15 protein-coding genes and 1 pseudogene are annotated in these 13,834 nt (G+C 43.8%); 13 read left to right on the top strand and 3 right to left on the bottom strand.

Going from position 1 to position 13,834, the window contains the following annotated elements; translation table 11 throughout:
• Positions 1 to 382: 382 nt before the first annotated feature.
• The 7 genes and pseudogenes from DXD06_RS02090 to DXD06_RS02060 all read left to right on the top strand — a co-directional run bounded on the left by DXD06_RS02090 (position 383) and on the right by DXD06_RS02060 (position 5,310).
• On the top strand, positions 383 to 937 hold the full coding sequence (locus DXD06_RS02090; protein ID WP_117830459.1) for a hypothetical protein: 555 nt from the start codon (positions 383 to 385) through the stop codon (positions 935 to 937).
• A gap of 182 nt (positions 938 to 1,119) precedes the next feature.
• On the top strand, positions 1,120 to 1,380 hold the full coding sequence (locus tag DXD06_RS16980; RefSeq protein ID WP_138346398.1) for a hypothetical protein: 261 nt from the start codon (positions 1,120 to 1,122) through the stop codon (positions 1,378 to 1,380).
• 138 nt (positions 1,381 to 1,518) lie between these two features.
• On the top strand, positions 1,519 to 2,211 hold the full coding sequence (locus DXD06_RS02080) for a DNA alkylation repair protein (RefSeq protein WP_117830457.1): 693 nt from the start codon (positions 1,519 to 1,521) through the stop codon (positions 2,209 to 2,211).
• 176 nt (positions 2,212 to 2,387) lie between these two features.
• Entirely contained in the window at positions 2,388 to 2,855 is a 468-nt protein-coding gene (locus DXD06_RS02075; protein WP_147343599.1) for an HNH endonuclease, read from the top strand.
• 99 nt (positions 2,856 to 2,954) lie between these two features.
• Positions 2,955 to 3,398 (top strand): hypothetical protein, encoded by a 444-nt coding sequence (locus tag DXD06_RS02070; RefSeq protein WP_022046199.1) that lies wholly within the window; start codon positions 2,955 to 2,957, stop codon positions 3,396 to 3,398.
• A gap of 4 nt (positions 3,399 to 3,402) precedes the next feature.
• A pseudogene (locus DXD06_RS17920) lies at positions 3,403 to 4,313 on the top strand (MATE family efflux transporter); the annotation flags it as partial.
• 97 nt (positions 4,314 to 4,410) lie between these two features.
• Complete coding sequence (locus DXD06_RS02060) at positions 4,411 to 5,310, top strand: hypothetical protein (protein ID WP_117830455.1); 900 nt, start codon at positions 4,411 to 4,413, stop codon at positions 5,308 to 5,310.
• Between the two features lie 63 nt (positions 5,311 to 5,373).
• Here the strand turns inward: DXD06_RS02060 and DXD06_RS02055 are convergent, their stop codons facing one another.
• The 3 genes from DXD06_RS02055 to DXD06_RS02045 are packed head-to-tail and all read right to left on the bottom strand — an operon-like array spanning position 5,374 to position 7,741.
• Positions 5,374 to 5,562: a hypothetical protein gene (locus tag DXD06_RS02055; protein WP_055261500.1), complete on the bottom strand. Its 189-nt coding sequence runs from the start codon at positions 5,560 to 5,562 to the stop codon at positions 5,374 to 5,376.
• A 17-nt stretch (positions 5,563 to 5,579) separates the two neighbouring features.
• Positions 5,580 to 6,767: a sodium/glutamate symporter gene (gene gltS, locus DXD06_RS02050; RefSeq protein ID WP_117830454.1), complete on the bottom strand. Its 1,188-nt coding sequence runs from the start codon at positions 6,765 to 6,767 to the stop codon at positions 5,580 to 5,582.
• Positions 6,768 to 6,787: 20 nt separating this feature from the next.
• Positions 6,788 to 7,741, bottom strand: a complete 954-nt coding sequence (locus DXD06_RS02045; RefSeq protein WP_117830453.1) for a TAXI family TRAP transporter solute-binding subunit — start codon at positions 7,739 to 7,741, stop codon at positions 6,788 to 6,790.
• A 553-nt stretch (positions 7,742 to 8,294) separates the two neighbouring features.
• Here DXD06_RS02045 and trpE point away from each other — a divergent pair.
• The 6 genes from trpE (at position 8,295) to trpA (ending at position 13,809) form a co-directional block, all read left to right on the top strand.
• On the top strand, positions 8,295 to 9,707 hold the full coding sequence (gene trpE / locus DXD06_RS02040) for an anthranilate synthase component I (RefSeq protein ID WP_117830452.1): 1,413 nt from the start codon (positions 8,295 to 8,297) through the stop codon (positions 9,705 to 9,707).
• Positions 9,704 to 10,273: an anthranilate synthase component II gene (locus tag DXD06_RS02035; protein WP_055068906.1), complete on the top strand. Its 570-nt coding sequence runs from the start codon at positions 9,704 to 9,706 to the stop codon at positions 10,271 to 10,273. The genes trpE and DXD06_RS02035 overlap by 4 nt, the downstream gene beginning before the upstream one ends.
• 93 nt (positions 10,274 to 10,366) lie before the next feature.
• A complete protein-coding gene (gene trpC, locus DXD06_RS02030; protein WP_117830451.1) occupies positions 10,367 to 11,152 on the top strand; it encodes an indole-3-glycerol phosphate synthase TrpC in 786 nt (261 codons plus the stop codon).
• Positions 11,149 to 11,814: a phosphoribosylanthranilate isomerase gene (locus tag DXD06_RS02025; RefSeq protein ID WP_117830450.1), complete on the top strand. Its 666-nt coding sequence runs from the start codon at positions 11,149 to 11,151 to the stop codon at positions 11,812 to 11,814. Before trpC ends, DXD06_RS02025 begins: the two co-directional genes overlap by 4 nt.
• Positions 11,811 to 12,998 (top strand): tryptophan synthase subunit beta, encoded by a 1,188-nt coding sequence (gene trpB / locus DXD06_RS02020; protein ID WP_117830449.1) that lies wholly within the window; start codon positions 11,811 to 11,813, stop codon positions 12,996 to 12,998. The genes DXD06_RS02025 and trpB overlap by 4 nt, the downstream gene beginning before the upstream one ends.
• Before the next feature lie 16 nt (positions 12,999 to 13,014).
• Positions 13,015 to 13,809 carry a tryptophan synthase subunit alpha gene (gene trpA / locus DXD06_RS02015; RefSeq protein WP_117830448.1) on the top strand — a complete coding sequence of 265 codons (795 nt, stop codon included), beginning with the start codon at positions 13,015 to 13,017 and terminating at the stop codon, positions 13,807 to 13,809.
• Positions 13,810 to 13,834 lie beyond the last annotated feature (25 nt).

Below are 13,834 nucleotides of genomic sequence, written 5' to 3'. Positions count from 1 at the left end.
GACTAAATTCTACCGCCCTGTAGGGCAGTGGAATTTAAAATTTCATTTTAGGACAGTGGAATTAGTGCAAAATAAAGATAAATTTATTACCCACCTGTGTTATAATATGGGTGGGCAATAAATCTGAAAGGTTGATGAAAAATGGATAGATCAGTAAGAATCATAAAAGAGTTATGCTCATACGATATAGAATGGCTTGAATTTAAGGAAAATGTCTTTCAGGAGGATGTACTTGGTATATTTATTGGATGAGGTTAGTAATCAATATCATAAAGAAATCTCATCTGATGTTATAAATAAATATCAATTCAAAAAAGTTGATGATATTGTGAATTTTATTTTAGAAGGATAAAGAGAGATAATACAAAAATGGAGGTGAATTATGAGTATTGTGATAGGAGAAACTTTATTGGCATTATCCAATGTATCTATGAATTATGTTAATGGTACAGAAAAACAAGTTAAAGAGAATGCTAAGTTTAGTGATCAATTAGGAACAACGGAAGTTAATAATATAGTAAATGAAATTTATGATAAATTTGGGATAAAGGTAGGAGTTTCAAATAGTAGATTTGAGTGTTTTATTCCTGGAGATGTATTATATAGAATAAATACAGATAGTGCATTAAAAAATAAAGTGTATGCTATGCTGGCTGATTATTCCAGTTCTGAATTTCAAACGACAATGCAAACCCTGAATCCTCCAGTAAAAAAGTGTACGTTAATTTTTGATGAAAATGGAGATGTTGTTGCTACTTTAGAGCCGGATGTTGAAAAAGAGAGCGTTGGAAGTTCAAAAGAGAAGAGTGTAAGCGCTATTTTAGAAAACAACAGTTATAATGGGATAATTTCAGATGTTACATATGATGTAACGCCAAATTTTGAACTACAAAGTGTTTTATTGGCACCAACTTTAAAAAGGAAAACTTCTGAATAAAAACTATTGCAAGCTCTTTAATTTGAAATTTTATTTATTTTCTGCAAAAAAAAGTCTTTTTCTGGAGAAATTGCAAAATGCGCTTGTGGAATATAAGAAGATTTTTGATGAAAGATGGCAGGGGGAAAAATATAAATGGGAAGCGGTGAAATGGTTTCAGGATCATTGGGACATCAATGCGAATGACTTTGCAGATATGTTTGCTAATAACTGCTGTGATTGGATGCATGGTATTATCCATATGGCCGTTCATCGTTGGTATGATCTGGAAATCGGTTCCTGCAACAGTCGTTACTTCTCTCATTGCCATTGTATTTCGACAGGTTATGATCAGCAGGGATGCAAGTGGTCAGGATACATTTCTGCAGATCCGTTTTGTTGCAAGCGAAACGTTTGTCGCTGTATTGTTTATTTTCAAAAAGAAAGTATATGAACTATATTAGGGGAGAAAGGATGGAAGGGAGCACGTTTTGGAACAGGGGCATAACACATACATGTGATCGATTGGCTGTTTGGATATAGACATCATCGGTGAAATCGTGTATAAAAGAAACAGGGAACATGACTGGAGGCATTGAGATATGAGTGAAAAAACAATTACAGATGGTTTATTTGCATTAAAGGATGAAAACTATCGTAGATTTCATGCCAAACTGATTCCTGATATTCCGATCGATAACATCATTGGCGTCCGGACTCCGGTATTACGGAAGTATGCAAAAGAAGTGGCAAAGCTGCCGGAAGCAAATATATTTTTAGAAAGCCTTCCACATATCTATTATGAAGAAAATAATTTGCATGGTGCTTTGTTGTCCTTACTTTATCCAAAAGATATAATAGCTTTTATGGAACAGCTAGAACGTTTTTTGCCGTATGTAGATAACTGGGCAACTTGTGATATGCTTTCGCCGAAGATTTTTAAGAAGCATTTGCCTTATGTTTATGAAAGAGCACAAAAGTGGCTGCAAAGTGATGCGGTGTATACCATTCGGTTTGGTATTGTAACGCTTCTGGGATTTTATCTGGATGATGCATTTGAGCCAGAAATGCTGCAACTGGTTGCAAATGTAAGATCGGAGGAATATTATGTAAATATGGCAGTGGCTTGGTATTTTAGCATGGCATTGGTGAAACAATATGATGCGACGCTTCCCTACATACAAAATAGGGTGTTAGAGCCATGGACACATAATAAGTCCATTCAGAAGGCGATCGAAAGCAGAAGAATTCCACAGGAAACAAAAGCGTATTTAAGAGGCCTGAAAATCAGATAAAGGGATAGGAAACTGCAGCATTGGTACAGACATATACACTAAGAATTAAAAATGGAACGAGGCATGTAAAACGATACCGAATATGGCTATGGTGGAAAAAATATATCTGCATCAAACGGGCAAATGGCAGAGTATATTATGAAAAAAAAGAATGTTCCAGGCGGGAAAAAAATCATATGCAGCGTTTTAGCAGAAGAAAAGGACTCGCTTTTGAAGCCGTGCCGACGCAATATACGCGAAGTAGCAGTTACCGCAGTCAGTTTTTTGCCTGTCATCCTTCCGCAACTGGGAAATATCGATGTGTATACTGTGGAAAAAAAAAGCCAAAAGATAAAATAACCATTGACCATATTTTCCCGGTTCATTGTATGGAAAAATATCCGGCCGTGCGCAAAAGAGCCGCGCTGCTTGGAATTCACGGATCGAATGATATGAAAAACTTGTGTACCGCCTGTATGCGGTGCAATCAGAAAAAAGAAGCGAAAATGGGAATTTGGATTCTGAAAGGCTTTCTTGGAAAACAGCCTTGGTACTGGCCGCTTCGGAGAATACTTACGGTGATACTGGTGTTTTTTGTGCTATATCTCGGGCGAAAAATATATATGCCTGTGGTATGTAACTGGATAAATACATTACAAAAATAAAAGCTGGGAAAATGTATAAATACATGCAAATCCGGGAATTATTTTCCAGAGGTGAAAAGCATGAAAAACAGGATGTAACTTACGGAGGATAAAAAGAATATGGCAATTGGAGCATTACAGACAGGATACACTACATTATACGGAAAAATAGCAGGACTGGGTACACAAAACGGACAAACGCGCGGAAGCAGTTTTCGGGAGCATATAGACGGAACCGAAAAGAAAGCGCCGTATCAGCATCTGGCACAAAACGGTACAATCACGTACAAAGGGGTTACGTTTGTATGTGATACGGACAGAAATCGGATTACACTCGGGGATGTCACCGACCGGAGCAAGTGCCTGAACATCAGCTTAAAAGGTGGCGGGTGCCTGATGGTCAACCGGGATAATCTCAGTGACCTGTCACAGGCAATTACGATGTTCTGCCCGGAGGATATCAACCGTATCATGACAGCAATCGCGGAGGATAAGCGGGCGCAGCAGATGCTTCTGGAAAAGGACGAAATGGAAAGCAGTGTTGGGGAAATCATCACGGAATAAAAGAATGTACTATGATTTAACAAAAGGAAAAATATCAAAAAATCTTATCTTATTTGCACTGCCGATGATGGCGGGCAATCTGATGCAACAGTTTTACAATATTGCGGATACACTGATTGTCGGGCGCGTGGTTGGAAAGAATGCACTCGCGGCGGTGGGGTTCGCCTATACACTTATGACCTTTTTGACCTCGATTTTTCTGGGACTTTCCATGGGGGCAGGAGTCTTATTTTCCATTTATAAAGGGAAAAACGATAAGCATGCGCGCGGGTAGCTGTGGCGCATGCTTTTGTGCTGATCATGGCAGTGATGGTCTTCGTTAACGTGCTGGTGTATGTGTGTATGCATCCTATTCTGTGGTTTCTACGTGTGCCACAGGAAGTCATGGAGGAGATGCAGCAGTCGGTCATGAATTTTGGAATTCTGATGGTGCAGGGGCTTGTAAACAGTTTCGGGGCAACAACGATGGCGGCATTTGCGGCAGCGGTCAAAATTGACACATTTGCATATCTTCCGGTACAGGATTTCGGCAATGCGTATTCCACGTTTGTCGCACAGAATTATGGGGTGAAAGATTACGGACGGATCCAAAAGGGAACGAAGGAAGCCTTTGCGATCAGTATTGTATTCAGTATCATTATTTCCATTCTGGTGTGCACGTTTGCAGCATCTCTGATGGAGATTTTTGTGAAGGCACAGGAGACGGCGGTCATCGCGTGTGGTGTGCAGTATCTGCGTATCGAGGGCTCGTTTTACTGTGGAATCGGGTGTCTGTTTCTGCTGTACGGATATTACCGGGCAATCAACAAAGCACAGATGTCAGTGGTACTTACGGTGATCTCTCTGGGGCTGCGTGTTGTGCTGGCCTATATCCTTTCGGTGCCGTTGAAAGCCCCGGGAATCTGGGTGGCAATTGTGAATCACAAAAATTTAAAAGAAATTTAATAAGAAGACAAAAGATTCCGTGCTATAATGAGCCTGTCAGAATGTAAAACGATGGGAGGAAATGAGCATGAGAACGTATGGACGTTTATTGAAAAATATAGCAGCAATAGCACTTCTTCTGGCATTACTTTCCATGCTATTGCCGTTTTGTAAGTTTTCGGCAGGCGGGCAGGAGATGACGCTGTCCGGTCTGGATGTGGTGAAAGCAGGAGGAAGGGCAGGTTATACGTATCTGACAGAAGGCAGAGTGGCAGATACTTTCGTTTTAAAAGCTCCGATCACGGTTGGTACGGTAAAAAGCAGTCTTTCTTATGTACAGGGAGTGGGACAGATGCGGCTTCTGGCAGTTTGTGCCATTGCAGCACTGCTCCCGGTACTGCTTTGTTTTTTGTCTGTGGGAATGTTGTTTCTGGCGGAAGGAAAAAAGACGATGCTGCTGCCAACGCTGTTTACCAGTCTGGTGCTGGCAGAACTGCTGATTGTTTTGGCTGTGTTTCCGGCACTGTATCCGTTTCTGTTGTCAGGGATATATTTCTTTACCCTGCTGCATGGAGTCGCATGGATACTCATACTGACAGGATGGATTACAGGAGGGTACCGGCCACCCGAAAAACAGGGAAATGAGAAGATAAAAAGGGAAAAGAATCCGAAGCGGTCCGGACACGGCTGGCGGCGCAAAAAAGCTCACCGGCGGAGAAAGTCGAAAAAGAAACGCAGCCGGAAAGAGGATTCTTCCACAAAAAAGAAGAATACAGCAGGAAACAAAACATTCGAGTGGAAACATTGTCAGATTTCCTATGACCCTTCGAAACAGACATACCGGATGATCAGTGATTCTCCGGAGAAGATTTTACTGCTGAAAGAAGACAACGTGATAGGGACGTTAGAACAGGGAGAACGCGTACGTGTGGGTCGCCCGGTGACGCTGCAGATTCAGGGAAAGGAAGAACGTCTGCATTTAAAATAAATGACAGGAAAAGAAAAACTCCGCAGAACTGGAACCTTCAGGGATTTGATTCTGCGGAGCCTTTTATTTTTTCCTGCGGATATGTACCTCCGGAATCGCTACATTGTCATAGTGCACCGGGGCATCTTCACCCGGAGTTTCTTCGTGATCTTCCGGTTTGTGGGTGTGCACTTCCGGAATCGCTACATTGTCGTAGGTCAGGTCGTAATTATGCTTTTCAGCTGCCTTTTTCTTTAATTTTTTCCAAAACATTTTCGTTGTCCTCCCAATTACAAAATATTGATAAAAAAGGTAATTACAAGGCTGTTGATAAAATCCGCAAATAAACTTCCGATCAGGGGAATCAGGAGATACGCTTTTACGGAAGGTACATAGCGGTCACAGATGGCCTGCATGTTTGCCATGGCGTTTGGTGTGGCACCCATACCAAAACCACAGGTTCCGGCAACCAGTACAGCAGCATCGTAATCCCGTCCCATAATGTTAAACTCGATGAAGTAAGTAAATACACAGATCAGTACGACCTGTGCCGTCAGCAGGATCACAAGCGGAAGAGCTAAAGAAGCAAGTTCCCAGAGCTTTAAGGTGATCATCGCCATACCCAAAAAGAGGGAGAGACTGATACCTCCAAGGTCGTTGATTTCACCCATGTGGATCGTTGCTTTGCCGGAGTATTCGGCAATGTTGCGGATCAGTGCGGCTGCAAGCATGGCACCGATGTAAACCGGAAAGGTAAGTCCGGTTTTTGTCAGAAAATAAGAAAAAATAGTTCCCAGACCGATCGCAAGGATCAACTGGAAAACTGCGGACGCATACATATTCGTATGACGTTCATGCTTTTTTTCATCCTCGATGAGCAGACTGTCATCTTCCGTGACTGCGGTGGCCAGCAGGTTGTGTTTTTCAATCAGGCGTCTGCCGAGCGGACCGCCGACCAGACTGCCGGCAATCAGACCAAAGGTGGCAGCTGCAGTACAGATCGTGGTGGCTCCCTGAATATTAAAGTCTTCTAAGACAGGACCGAATGCTCCGGCTGTACCATGACCGCCGACCATTGGGATGGAGCCGGTACACATACCAATCAGCGGATTTAAGTGCAGGACATGGGACAATCCCACGGCAAGAAGGTTCTGACATAGAATCAGTGCAACGACAAGACCGAGGAAAACTGCCATGGCTGTGCCTCCGCTTTTTAACACTTTTAAGTTGGCCTGAAAACCGACCGAGGTAAAGAAAAATACCATGCATACTTCCCGGAGTGTGTCGTCAAAAGAGAATTCCGCAATTCCGGTAACATAACAAAGACAGGTCAAAATTGCAAACAAAAGACCGCCAATGACAGGTGCCGGAATACAGAATTTTTCCAGAAACCCAATGCGGTGTCTTAAAAAGCTGCCAAACAAGAGTACCAATACAGCAACTGCCAGCGTCTGGTACATATTCAAATGTATTTCCATAGTTGTCCTTCTTTCAAATGTTATTTTGTATTGACGCTGATTCCCTGCTTGGCATAATAAGCAGCAGCACCCGGATGGAAGGGAATTGTTACACCAGAGGATGCATCTGTCTCGTCAAAAGCAGCGTCTAAAGATGTGGCATAGGCCAGATCCTGTGCGTGGGAAAACAGGGTTTCTGTAAGTTTTTCCACGGTTTCTTTGGACAGATCATCGGAAGCAAGCAGTACGGCTTTGACTCCGATGGTTGTCACGTCTTTGTTTTGTCCACTGTAAGTGTTTGCAGGAATGATATATTTACGGTATTCCTTTGTGGTTGCAAGCAATTTTTCCAGACAGGTATCATCGATGGAAAGGAGCCGCAGATCACATTCCTTTGCCAGTTCTTCGATGACAGCAGTGCGGATGCCGGCGGTGCAGAATAAGGCGTCAATTTCGCCAGAGGCAAGTTTTCCTGCTGCATCTGCATAATCCAGATTTACCATGTGCACCAGTTTCGAAGTCAGACCGCTCAGTTTTAAAATTTCTGTTGCGTTTTGTTCGGTTCCGGATTCGCTGGCACCGATGCTGACGGTTTTTCCCTGCAGATCATTTAATGTCCGGATATCAGAATCTGCCCGGACAACGATCTGGCAGGCTTCGGTGTAGAGACCTGCAATGGCACGGTATCCCTGTTGTCTGTTATCAGAAAAACTGCCGGTTCCTTCATGGGCTGCCCGGACCAGATCCGCCTGTGCGATCCCAAGATCAATGTAATTTCCGGACAAAAGCCGTAGATTTGCCGCAGATCCGGCGGTGTTTTTAACTTCAAATTTCAGGTCGGAGGATTCTTTGGATGCCAGACCGGCATAAGCATTTGCAACGGTATAATACATCCCACCGATGTCGGCTGCACCGAAACGGATGGTCTTTGTCTGGTAGCTGCATCCGGTAAGGAGCAGGGCAAGGCAAAGAAACAGTCCTATTTTTTGTTTCATAGCTATAAGTCCTTTCTTAAGTTGTTATGCAATAAACATTGCCGTAAAATGTATTTTACACGAAAAGAGTGAAAAAGAAAATATAAAATTCCGCAAGGTGATTGTATCCTAAAATGAAATTTTCCTGAAAGTTAAAGTTTTGGTTGACAGACACACTGTAGTGTATTAAACTGTTAATAAATTAAAGAGAAATAAAATCATTGAGCGAAGGTAAGTACAGCAGATGATTCCTTTCAGAGAGCCGGCGGCAGGTGTGAGCCGGCAGGATAGTTTGTCATGGAATGGATTCGTTAGATGCAAGGTGAAAGCGTAAGGCGAGTAGTTGAGCCGTTTCCCCACGTTACAGGGGCATGGATATCGAGACAAAAAGATTTTGTTTTCTGTATCACAAGAGGTTGCGTAATTGGTGGCAGTTATTTCCGGTTCGGGGATGGCTGCCTTTGTTATTTTGCAGTTACGGAGCGAAGAAGGGTGGCACCACGAGGATAATCGTCCCTGATCCGGCAGCAGTCGGACCAGGGACGTTTTTTATTTGGAAAAAAGGAGCAGTAATATGAAGCGGAGATTACGGGTATACAAAAAGACAGTCAGCATTGTAAATGAAACAGCCATCGGCATGTATGAGAGTCTGGTAGGAAACAAAAAAGGATTTCTTCTGGAAAGTTATGATAAAAATTATGACAGATATACGTTTTTTGGAAAAGAACCGGAAGAGATCATTACTTCCCGCGGGGATGCACTCGTGATCCGGCAAAACAACGGGACGGAAGAAATCCGGCAGGGAAATCCGCTCGAACGTCTGAAAGAATATTACAGCGAGTTTGATATCGTAAAAGAAAACGAAGAGCTGTCTTTTTCCGGAGGACTGGTCGGAAATCTGGGATATGATTTTGTCCGCTATGCGGAAGTACTGCCGGATAACAATCCAGACGAGATTGGAATCGAGACCATCCAGATGATGCTCATGACAAAATTTATCCTGGTGGATCATGTGGCAGAGACACTGACCGCAGTGATTCTTGGAGAAGATTCGGAAGACGGAAAAAAGAAAGCATTAGCAGAAGCAGCAGAACTGATTGAGGAGGCAAGAAAAAATGCCGGACAGATACCGGACAGAAATTTTACACATGACGGTGTGATTGTCAACCAGTCCGATACCTTAGAACAGTATTGCGAAAAAGTCGAAAAGATCAAGCAGTATATCCGGGAAGGACATATTTTCCAGACCGTGCTTTCCCAGAGATGGACGATTGAGACAAAACAGACCGGATTTGAGCTGTATAAAGAACTCCGGGAACTGAATCCATCCCCGTATCTGTATTATTTCAATTATGGAGAGTTTGAAGTGATCGGAAGTTCCCCGGAAATGATTGTAAAGCAGCAGGGAAGCAGGGTGTATACCTGTCCGATCGCCGGAACCCGGCGCAGGGGTGTGGATGCCGAGGAGGATGCATTGCTTCGGGATGAATTGCTCCGGGATGAAAAGGAACGCGCCGAACATGTTATGCTGGTGGATCTTGCGAGAAATGACATGGGAAGGATCTCAGAATTTGGAACCGTCAAGGTGACACAGTTTATGGAAGTGCAGAATTATTCCCATGTGATGCACATCGTATCCATGGTGGAAGGAAAGAAAAAAGGAGAATTTCATCCGCTGGATCTGGTTTCTTCGTTCCTTCCGGCAGGAACGCTTTCTGGAGCACCGAAGATCCGCGCGATGGAGATTATCGATGAACTTGAGAGTGTGCGCAGAGGACTCTACGGAGGCGCAACCGGATACATTGATTTCTCCGGTGATATGGATTTCTGTATTACGATCCGGACAATGATCAAAAAGAAAAACCGTGTATATTTGCAGGCTGGAGCGGGAATAGTTGCAGATTCTGTTCCGGAAAATGAGTATCAGGAGTGCTGCAATAAAGTAATGGCACTGGCCAAGACACTGATTGAGGAGGAAAATTTATGATTTTGCTGATTGATAACTATGATTCTTTTACTTATAACCTGTATCAGTATATCGGAATTTTTAACTCCGATATCAAAGTTGTCCGAAACGACAAGATTACCATTGATGAAATTACTGCGATGGACCCGGAGCGGATCGTGCTTTCTCCAGGACCGAAAAATCCAAAAGAGGCTGGCATTTGCATGGATGTTGTCCGGGAATTTACCGGAAAGAAACCGATTCTTGGTATCTGTCTGGGACATCAGTGTATTGGTGAGGCATTAGGGGGAACCGTTTCTTATGCAAAAGCACTGTTTCATGGCAAACAGTCACTGATTGAGCATGATGGAAGCAGCGTATTTACGGGAATCAATTCTCCGATCCGTGTGGCAAGGTATCATTCGCTTGCGGTACAGGAAAAAGATCTGCCAGATTGTCTGCGGGTGCTGGCGCGGACAGACGATGGCGAGATCATGGCTATGCGTCATAAGGAATATCCGGTTGTCGGATTACAGTTCCATCCGGAATCCATTTATACCGAACACGGCAAACGCATCATAGAAAACTTCGTAAATGATATGTGTTAGATTTCCTTGGAAATCTAACATGCAGCGTCGGTCCTTTGCCGAAGGCAAACTTTATATGGACCGATGTTCCCGAAAAGTGTTAGGAGATACGATATGATTTTAGAAGAAATTGTAGCAGACAAAAAAAGACGGCTTCCAGAACATATGGCCCGCATTTCAGAAAGTCAGATGCGCCGTATGGCAGAGGAGACAAAGACGAGGGAAGCCAATTGCTTTTACAATCATTTAAAGAAACCGGGACTTTCTATTATCGGAGAATTTAAGAAGGCATCCCCAAGTCTTGGAACAATTACAAGCAAGATTGATCTGATGGAGCGGATCGCGGAATACAATGCATCTGTGGATGCCATTTCGTGTCTGACAGAAGAAGATCATTTTCACGGAAATGTAGAATATTTAAAGGAAATCCGGGCGAAATCACAGCTTCCGATTTTACGGAAAGATTTTATGATCTGTGAGTATCAGTTTTATGAGGCAAAAGTGATTGGAGCGGATGCGGTACTTTTGATTACGGCAATTTTGGATGATGCACAGATGCATGATTTTTATCAGCTGGCAAGAGAACTTGAACTCGATGTGCTGGTAGAAACGCATGATGAGGCAGAGGTAGAGCGGGCAATGAAAATCAATCCGCGCATCATCGGAGTCAATAATCGAAATCTGAAAGATTTTACGATTTCTCTAGAACATACCAGACGGCTTCGCCCTTATGTGCCGGAGGATAAGGCGTTTGTGGCAGAAAGTGGAATTACAGGGGATGAAGATGTACGTTTTCTGCGCGATTGCGGAGTAGATGCCTTTTTGATCGGGCGGGCATTTATGGAATCGGAAAATCCAAAAGCGCTTGCACAAAAGTGGAAGGAGCTGTATCAGGCATGAGACCAAAAGTAAAGATCTGCGGACTTCAAAAGCCAGTGGATGCACAATATGTAAATGATGCAGGTGCCGATTATGCAGGATTTGTGTTTTATGAAAAAAGCAAACGCAATGTAAGCTGTCAAAAAGCAAAAAAAATTATGGAAAAAATCCGTCCGGATATAAAGAAAGTTGCCGTGACTGTTTCTCCGGATGCAGCACAGATTCAAATACTGCAACAGATGAAATTTGATATCATCCAGATGCATGGAACGCTGTCAGCCGAGGCACTTTCGGCAGTGGAACTTCCCGTCTGGTATGCCATAAACCTGTCAGATCCCAAAGAGTTTGCAGAAAAGACAAAAGATTTTTTGGATTTGCCGGAAAAGTTACAGCAGAAAATTACAGCACTTGTGGTGGATGGAGCAAATTACGGAGGCGGACAGACGTTTGACTGGCAAAAGACGCAGACGTTTCACCAGACAGAGGGGATTTTTGCCGGGAGAAAATTCGTTTTAGCAGGAGGCTTACATGCCGGAAATGTGAACAAAGGAATCCAGCTGTTTCATCCGGATGTTGTGGATGTCAGTTCCGGGGTGGAAAATGAAAATGGCAAAGATGAAGCATTGATCAAACAATTTGTAGCATGTGTCAAAGAGGAAGCAAAAGAAAGGAAAGAAAGATGAATAAGAAAGCATATTATGGACAGTTTGGCGGACAGTATGTGGCAGAGTCGCTGATGAATACATTACAGGAACTGGATCAGGCATATGAGGAGGCAATCCATGATCCAGAGTTTATAAAACAGTACCATTATTATCTGAAACAGTATGTCGGCAGAGAGACACCGCTTTACTATGCAGAGCGTCTGTCTGCAAAATACGGTACAAAAATTTATTTAAAGCGTGAAGATTTAAACCATACCGGTGCCCACAAGATCAACAATGTGATCGGTCAGATCCTTCTGGCAAAGCGTATGGGAAAGACAAAGGTAATCGCGGAGACCGGTGCAGGACAGCATGGTGTAGCTACTGCAACGGGAGCAGCACTGTTTGATATGGAATGTACGGTGTACATGGGAAAAGAAGATATCCAGAGACAGAAACTGAATGTGATGCGTATGGAGATGCTTGGTGCAAAAGTGGTATCCGTGGAATCCGGAAGCAATACCTTAAAAGACGCGACAAACGAAGCCATCCGTACCTGGGCAAAAACAGCGGAGGATACGTTCTATATTATCGGATCTGCGGTAGGACCGTATCCGTATCCGAAGATGGTGAAAGAGTTTCAGAGTGTGATCAGCCGGGAGGCAAAGCGTCAGCACATGGAAGCAGAAGGAAAGAATCCGGATGTGGTTATGGCATGTGTGGGCGGCGGTTCCAATTCCATCGGAATGTTTGCCGATTTTATTGATGAGCCGGAGGTGGAACTGATCGGTGTGGAAGCAGCGGGCCTTGGAATTGAGACCGGAAAACATGCCAGCGCCATGGCTTTGGGAGAGCCTGGAGTATTGCATGGCATGCGTTCGTATCTGTTGCAGGATACCGATGGAAATATCCAGCTGGCACACTCCATTTCCGCCGGACTGGATTATCCGGGAGTCGGACCGGAGCATGCATATCTGCGGGATACCGGACGTGCAAAATATGTGGCAATTACGGATGTGGAGGCAATGGATGCGCTGATGGAACTGTGTAAATTAGAAGGAATTATTCCGGCAATTGAGAGTGCACATGCCGTTGCCTATGCATTTAAAAAGGCAAAAGAAATGACCATGGACCAGAGCATGGTTATCTGTCTGTCCGGTCGCGGAGATAAAGATGTAAACACCATTGCGGATTATCTTGACGGAAAAGGATATCTGAATTAAGGAGGGCATAACAGGGATGAATCGAATTGAGACAGCGCTTCAGGCGTTACAGGAAAAGAAAGAAAAGGCATTTATTACTTATATCACAGCAGGTCTGCCGGATTATGATAAGACAAAGGCGATCATCAAAGCACAGGAAGCGGCGGGAACGGACATTATTGAACTTGGAATTCCGTTTTCCGATCCGGTAGCGGACGGTCCGGTTATTCAGGCGGCTTCCTATGAGGCAATTCTCGGCGGGGCAAATCTGGAGAGGACATTTACCTGTATGAAAGAGATGCGTGACGATGGTGTGCAGATCCCGATTGTATTTATGATGTATTACAACACGGTACTGCATTATGGAGTGGAAAAATTTGTAAAAGAGTGCAATGCCTGCGGGGTGGATGGACTGATCATTCCGGATCTGCCGCTGGAAGAGCAGGAAGAACTCCAGACACAGTTACAGAAAGAGGATGGAACCATTCTGATCCAGCTGGTTTCCCCGGTATCCAAAGACCGTGTGCCAAAAATCCTTAAAAATGCAAGGGGATTTGTCTACTGTGTGTCTTCCATGGGAGTTACCGGACAGGAAGCAACCTTCCACCGTCAGATTTTAGAATATCTGACGGCGGTAAAGAAAGAGGCAAAAATTCCGGTTATGATGGGATTTGGTATCCGCACGGCGGAGGATGTACGTCCGATGAAAGAGATTATTGACGGAGCCATTGTAGGCTCTCATTTTATCACACTGATGCGGGAACACGGTTTTGATCCGCAGGCTGCAGCAGACTATTGCAGCACATTCAAAAAAGAGTTAAATGAAATGTAACGGAAAAGCGAATCAAACAGGAGGA

Source organism: Roseburia sp. TF10-5 (genome assembly GCF_003462365.1).
GTDB classification, from domain to species: domain Bacteria; phylum Bacillota; class Clostridia; order Lachnospirales; family Lachnospiraceae; genus Roseburia; species Roseburia faecis.
This window is presented reverse-complemented; position numbering and strand designations above follow the sequence as displayed.

Bases quoted from the DNA above. Each gene is read 5' to 3' on its own strand.
- DXD06_RS02090 (WP_117830459.1), top strand. From the start codon at position 383: ATGAGTATTGTGATAGGAGAAACTTTATTGGCATTATCCAATGTATCT.
- DXD06_RS16980 (WP_138346398.1), top strand. From the start codon at position 1,120: ATGACTTTGCAGATATGTTTGCTAATAACTGCTGTGATTGGATGCATG.
- DXD06_RS02080 (WP_117830457.1), top strand. From the start codon at position 1,519: ATGAGTGAAAAAACAATTACAGATGGTTTATTTGCATTAAAGGATGAA.
- DXD06_RS02075 (WP_147343599.1), top strand. From the start codon at position 2,388: ATGCAGCGTTTTAGCAGAAGAAAAGGACTCGCTTTTGAAGCCGTGCCG.
- DXD06_RS02070 (WP_022046199.1), top strand. From the start codon at position 2,955: ATGGCAATTGGAGCATTACAGACAGGATACACTACATTATACGGAAAA.
- DXD06_RS02060 (WP_117830455.1), top strand. From the start codon at position 4,411: ATGAGAACGTATGGACGTTTATTGAAAAATATAGCAGCAATAGCACTT.
- DXD06_RS02055 (WP_055261500.1), bottom strand. From the start codon at position 5,562: ATGTTTTGGAAAAAATTAAAGAAAAAGGCAGCTGAAAAGCATAATTAC.
- gltS (WP_117830454.1), bottom strand. From the start codon at position 6,767: ATGGAAATACATTTGAATATGTACCAGACGCTGGCAGTTGCTGTATTG.
- DXD06_RS02045 (WP_117830453.1), bottom strand. From the start codon at position 7,741: ATGAAACAAAAAATAGGACTGTTTCTTTGCCTTGCCCTGCTCCTTACC.
- trpE (WP_117830452.1), top strand. From the start codon at position 8,295: ATGAAGCGGAGATTACGGGTATACAAAAAGACAGTCAGCATTGTAAAT.
- DXD06_RS02035 (WP_055068906.1), top strand. From the start codon at position 9,704: ATGATTTTGCTGATTGATAACTATGATTCTTTTACTTATAACCTGTAT.
- trpC (WP_117830451.1), top strand. From the start codon at position 10,367: ATGATTTTAGAAGAAATTGTAGCAGACAAAAAAAGACGGCTTCCAGAA.
- DXD06_RS02025 (WP_117830450.1), top strand. From the start codon at position 11,149: ATGAGACCAAAAGTAAAGATCTGCGGACTTCAAAAGCCAGTGGATGCA.
- trpB (WP_117830449.1), top strand. From the start codon at position 11,811: ATGAATAAGAAAGCATATTATGGACAGTTTGGCGGACAGTATGTGGCA.
- trpA (WP_117830448.1), top strand. From the start codon at position 13,015: ATGAATCGAATTGAGACAGCGCTTCAGGCGTTACAGGAAAAGAAAGAA.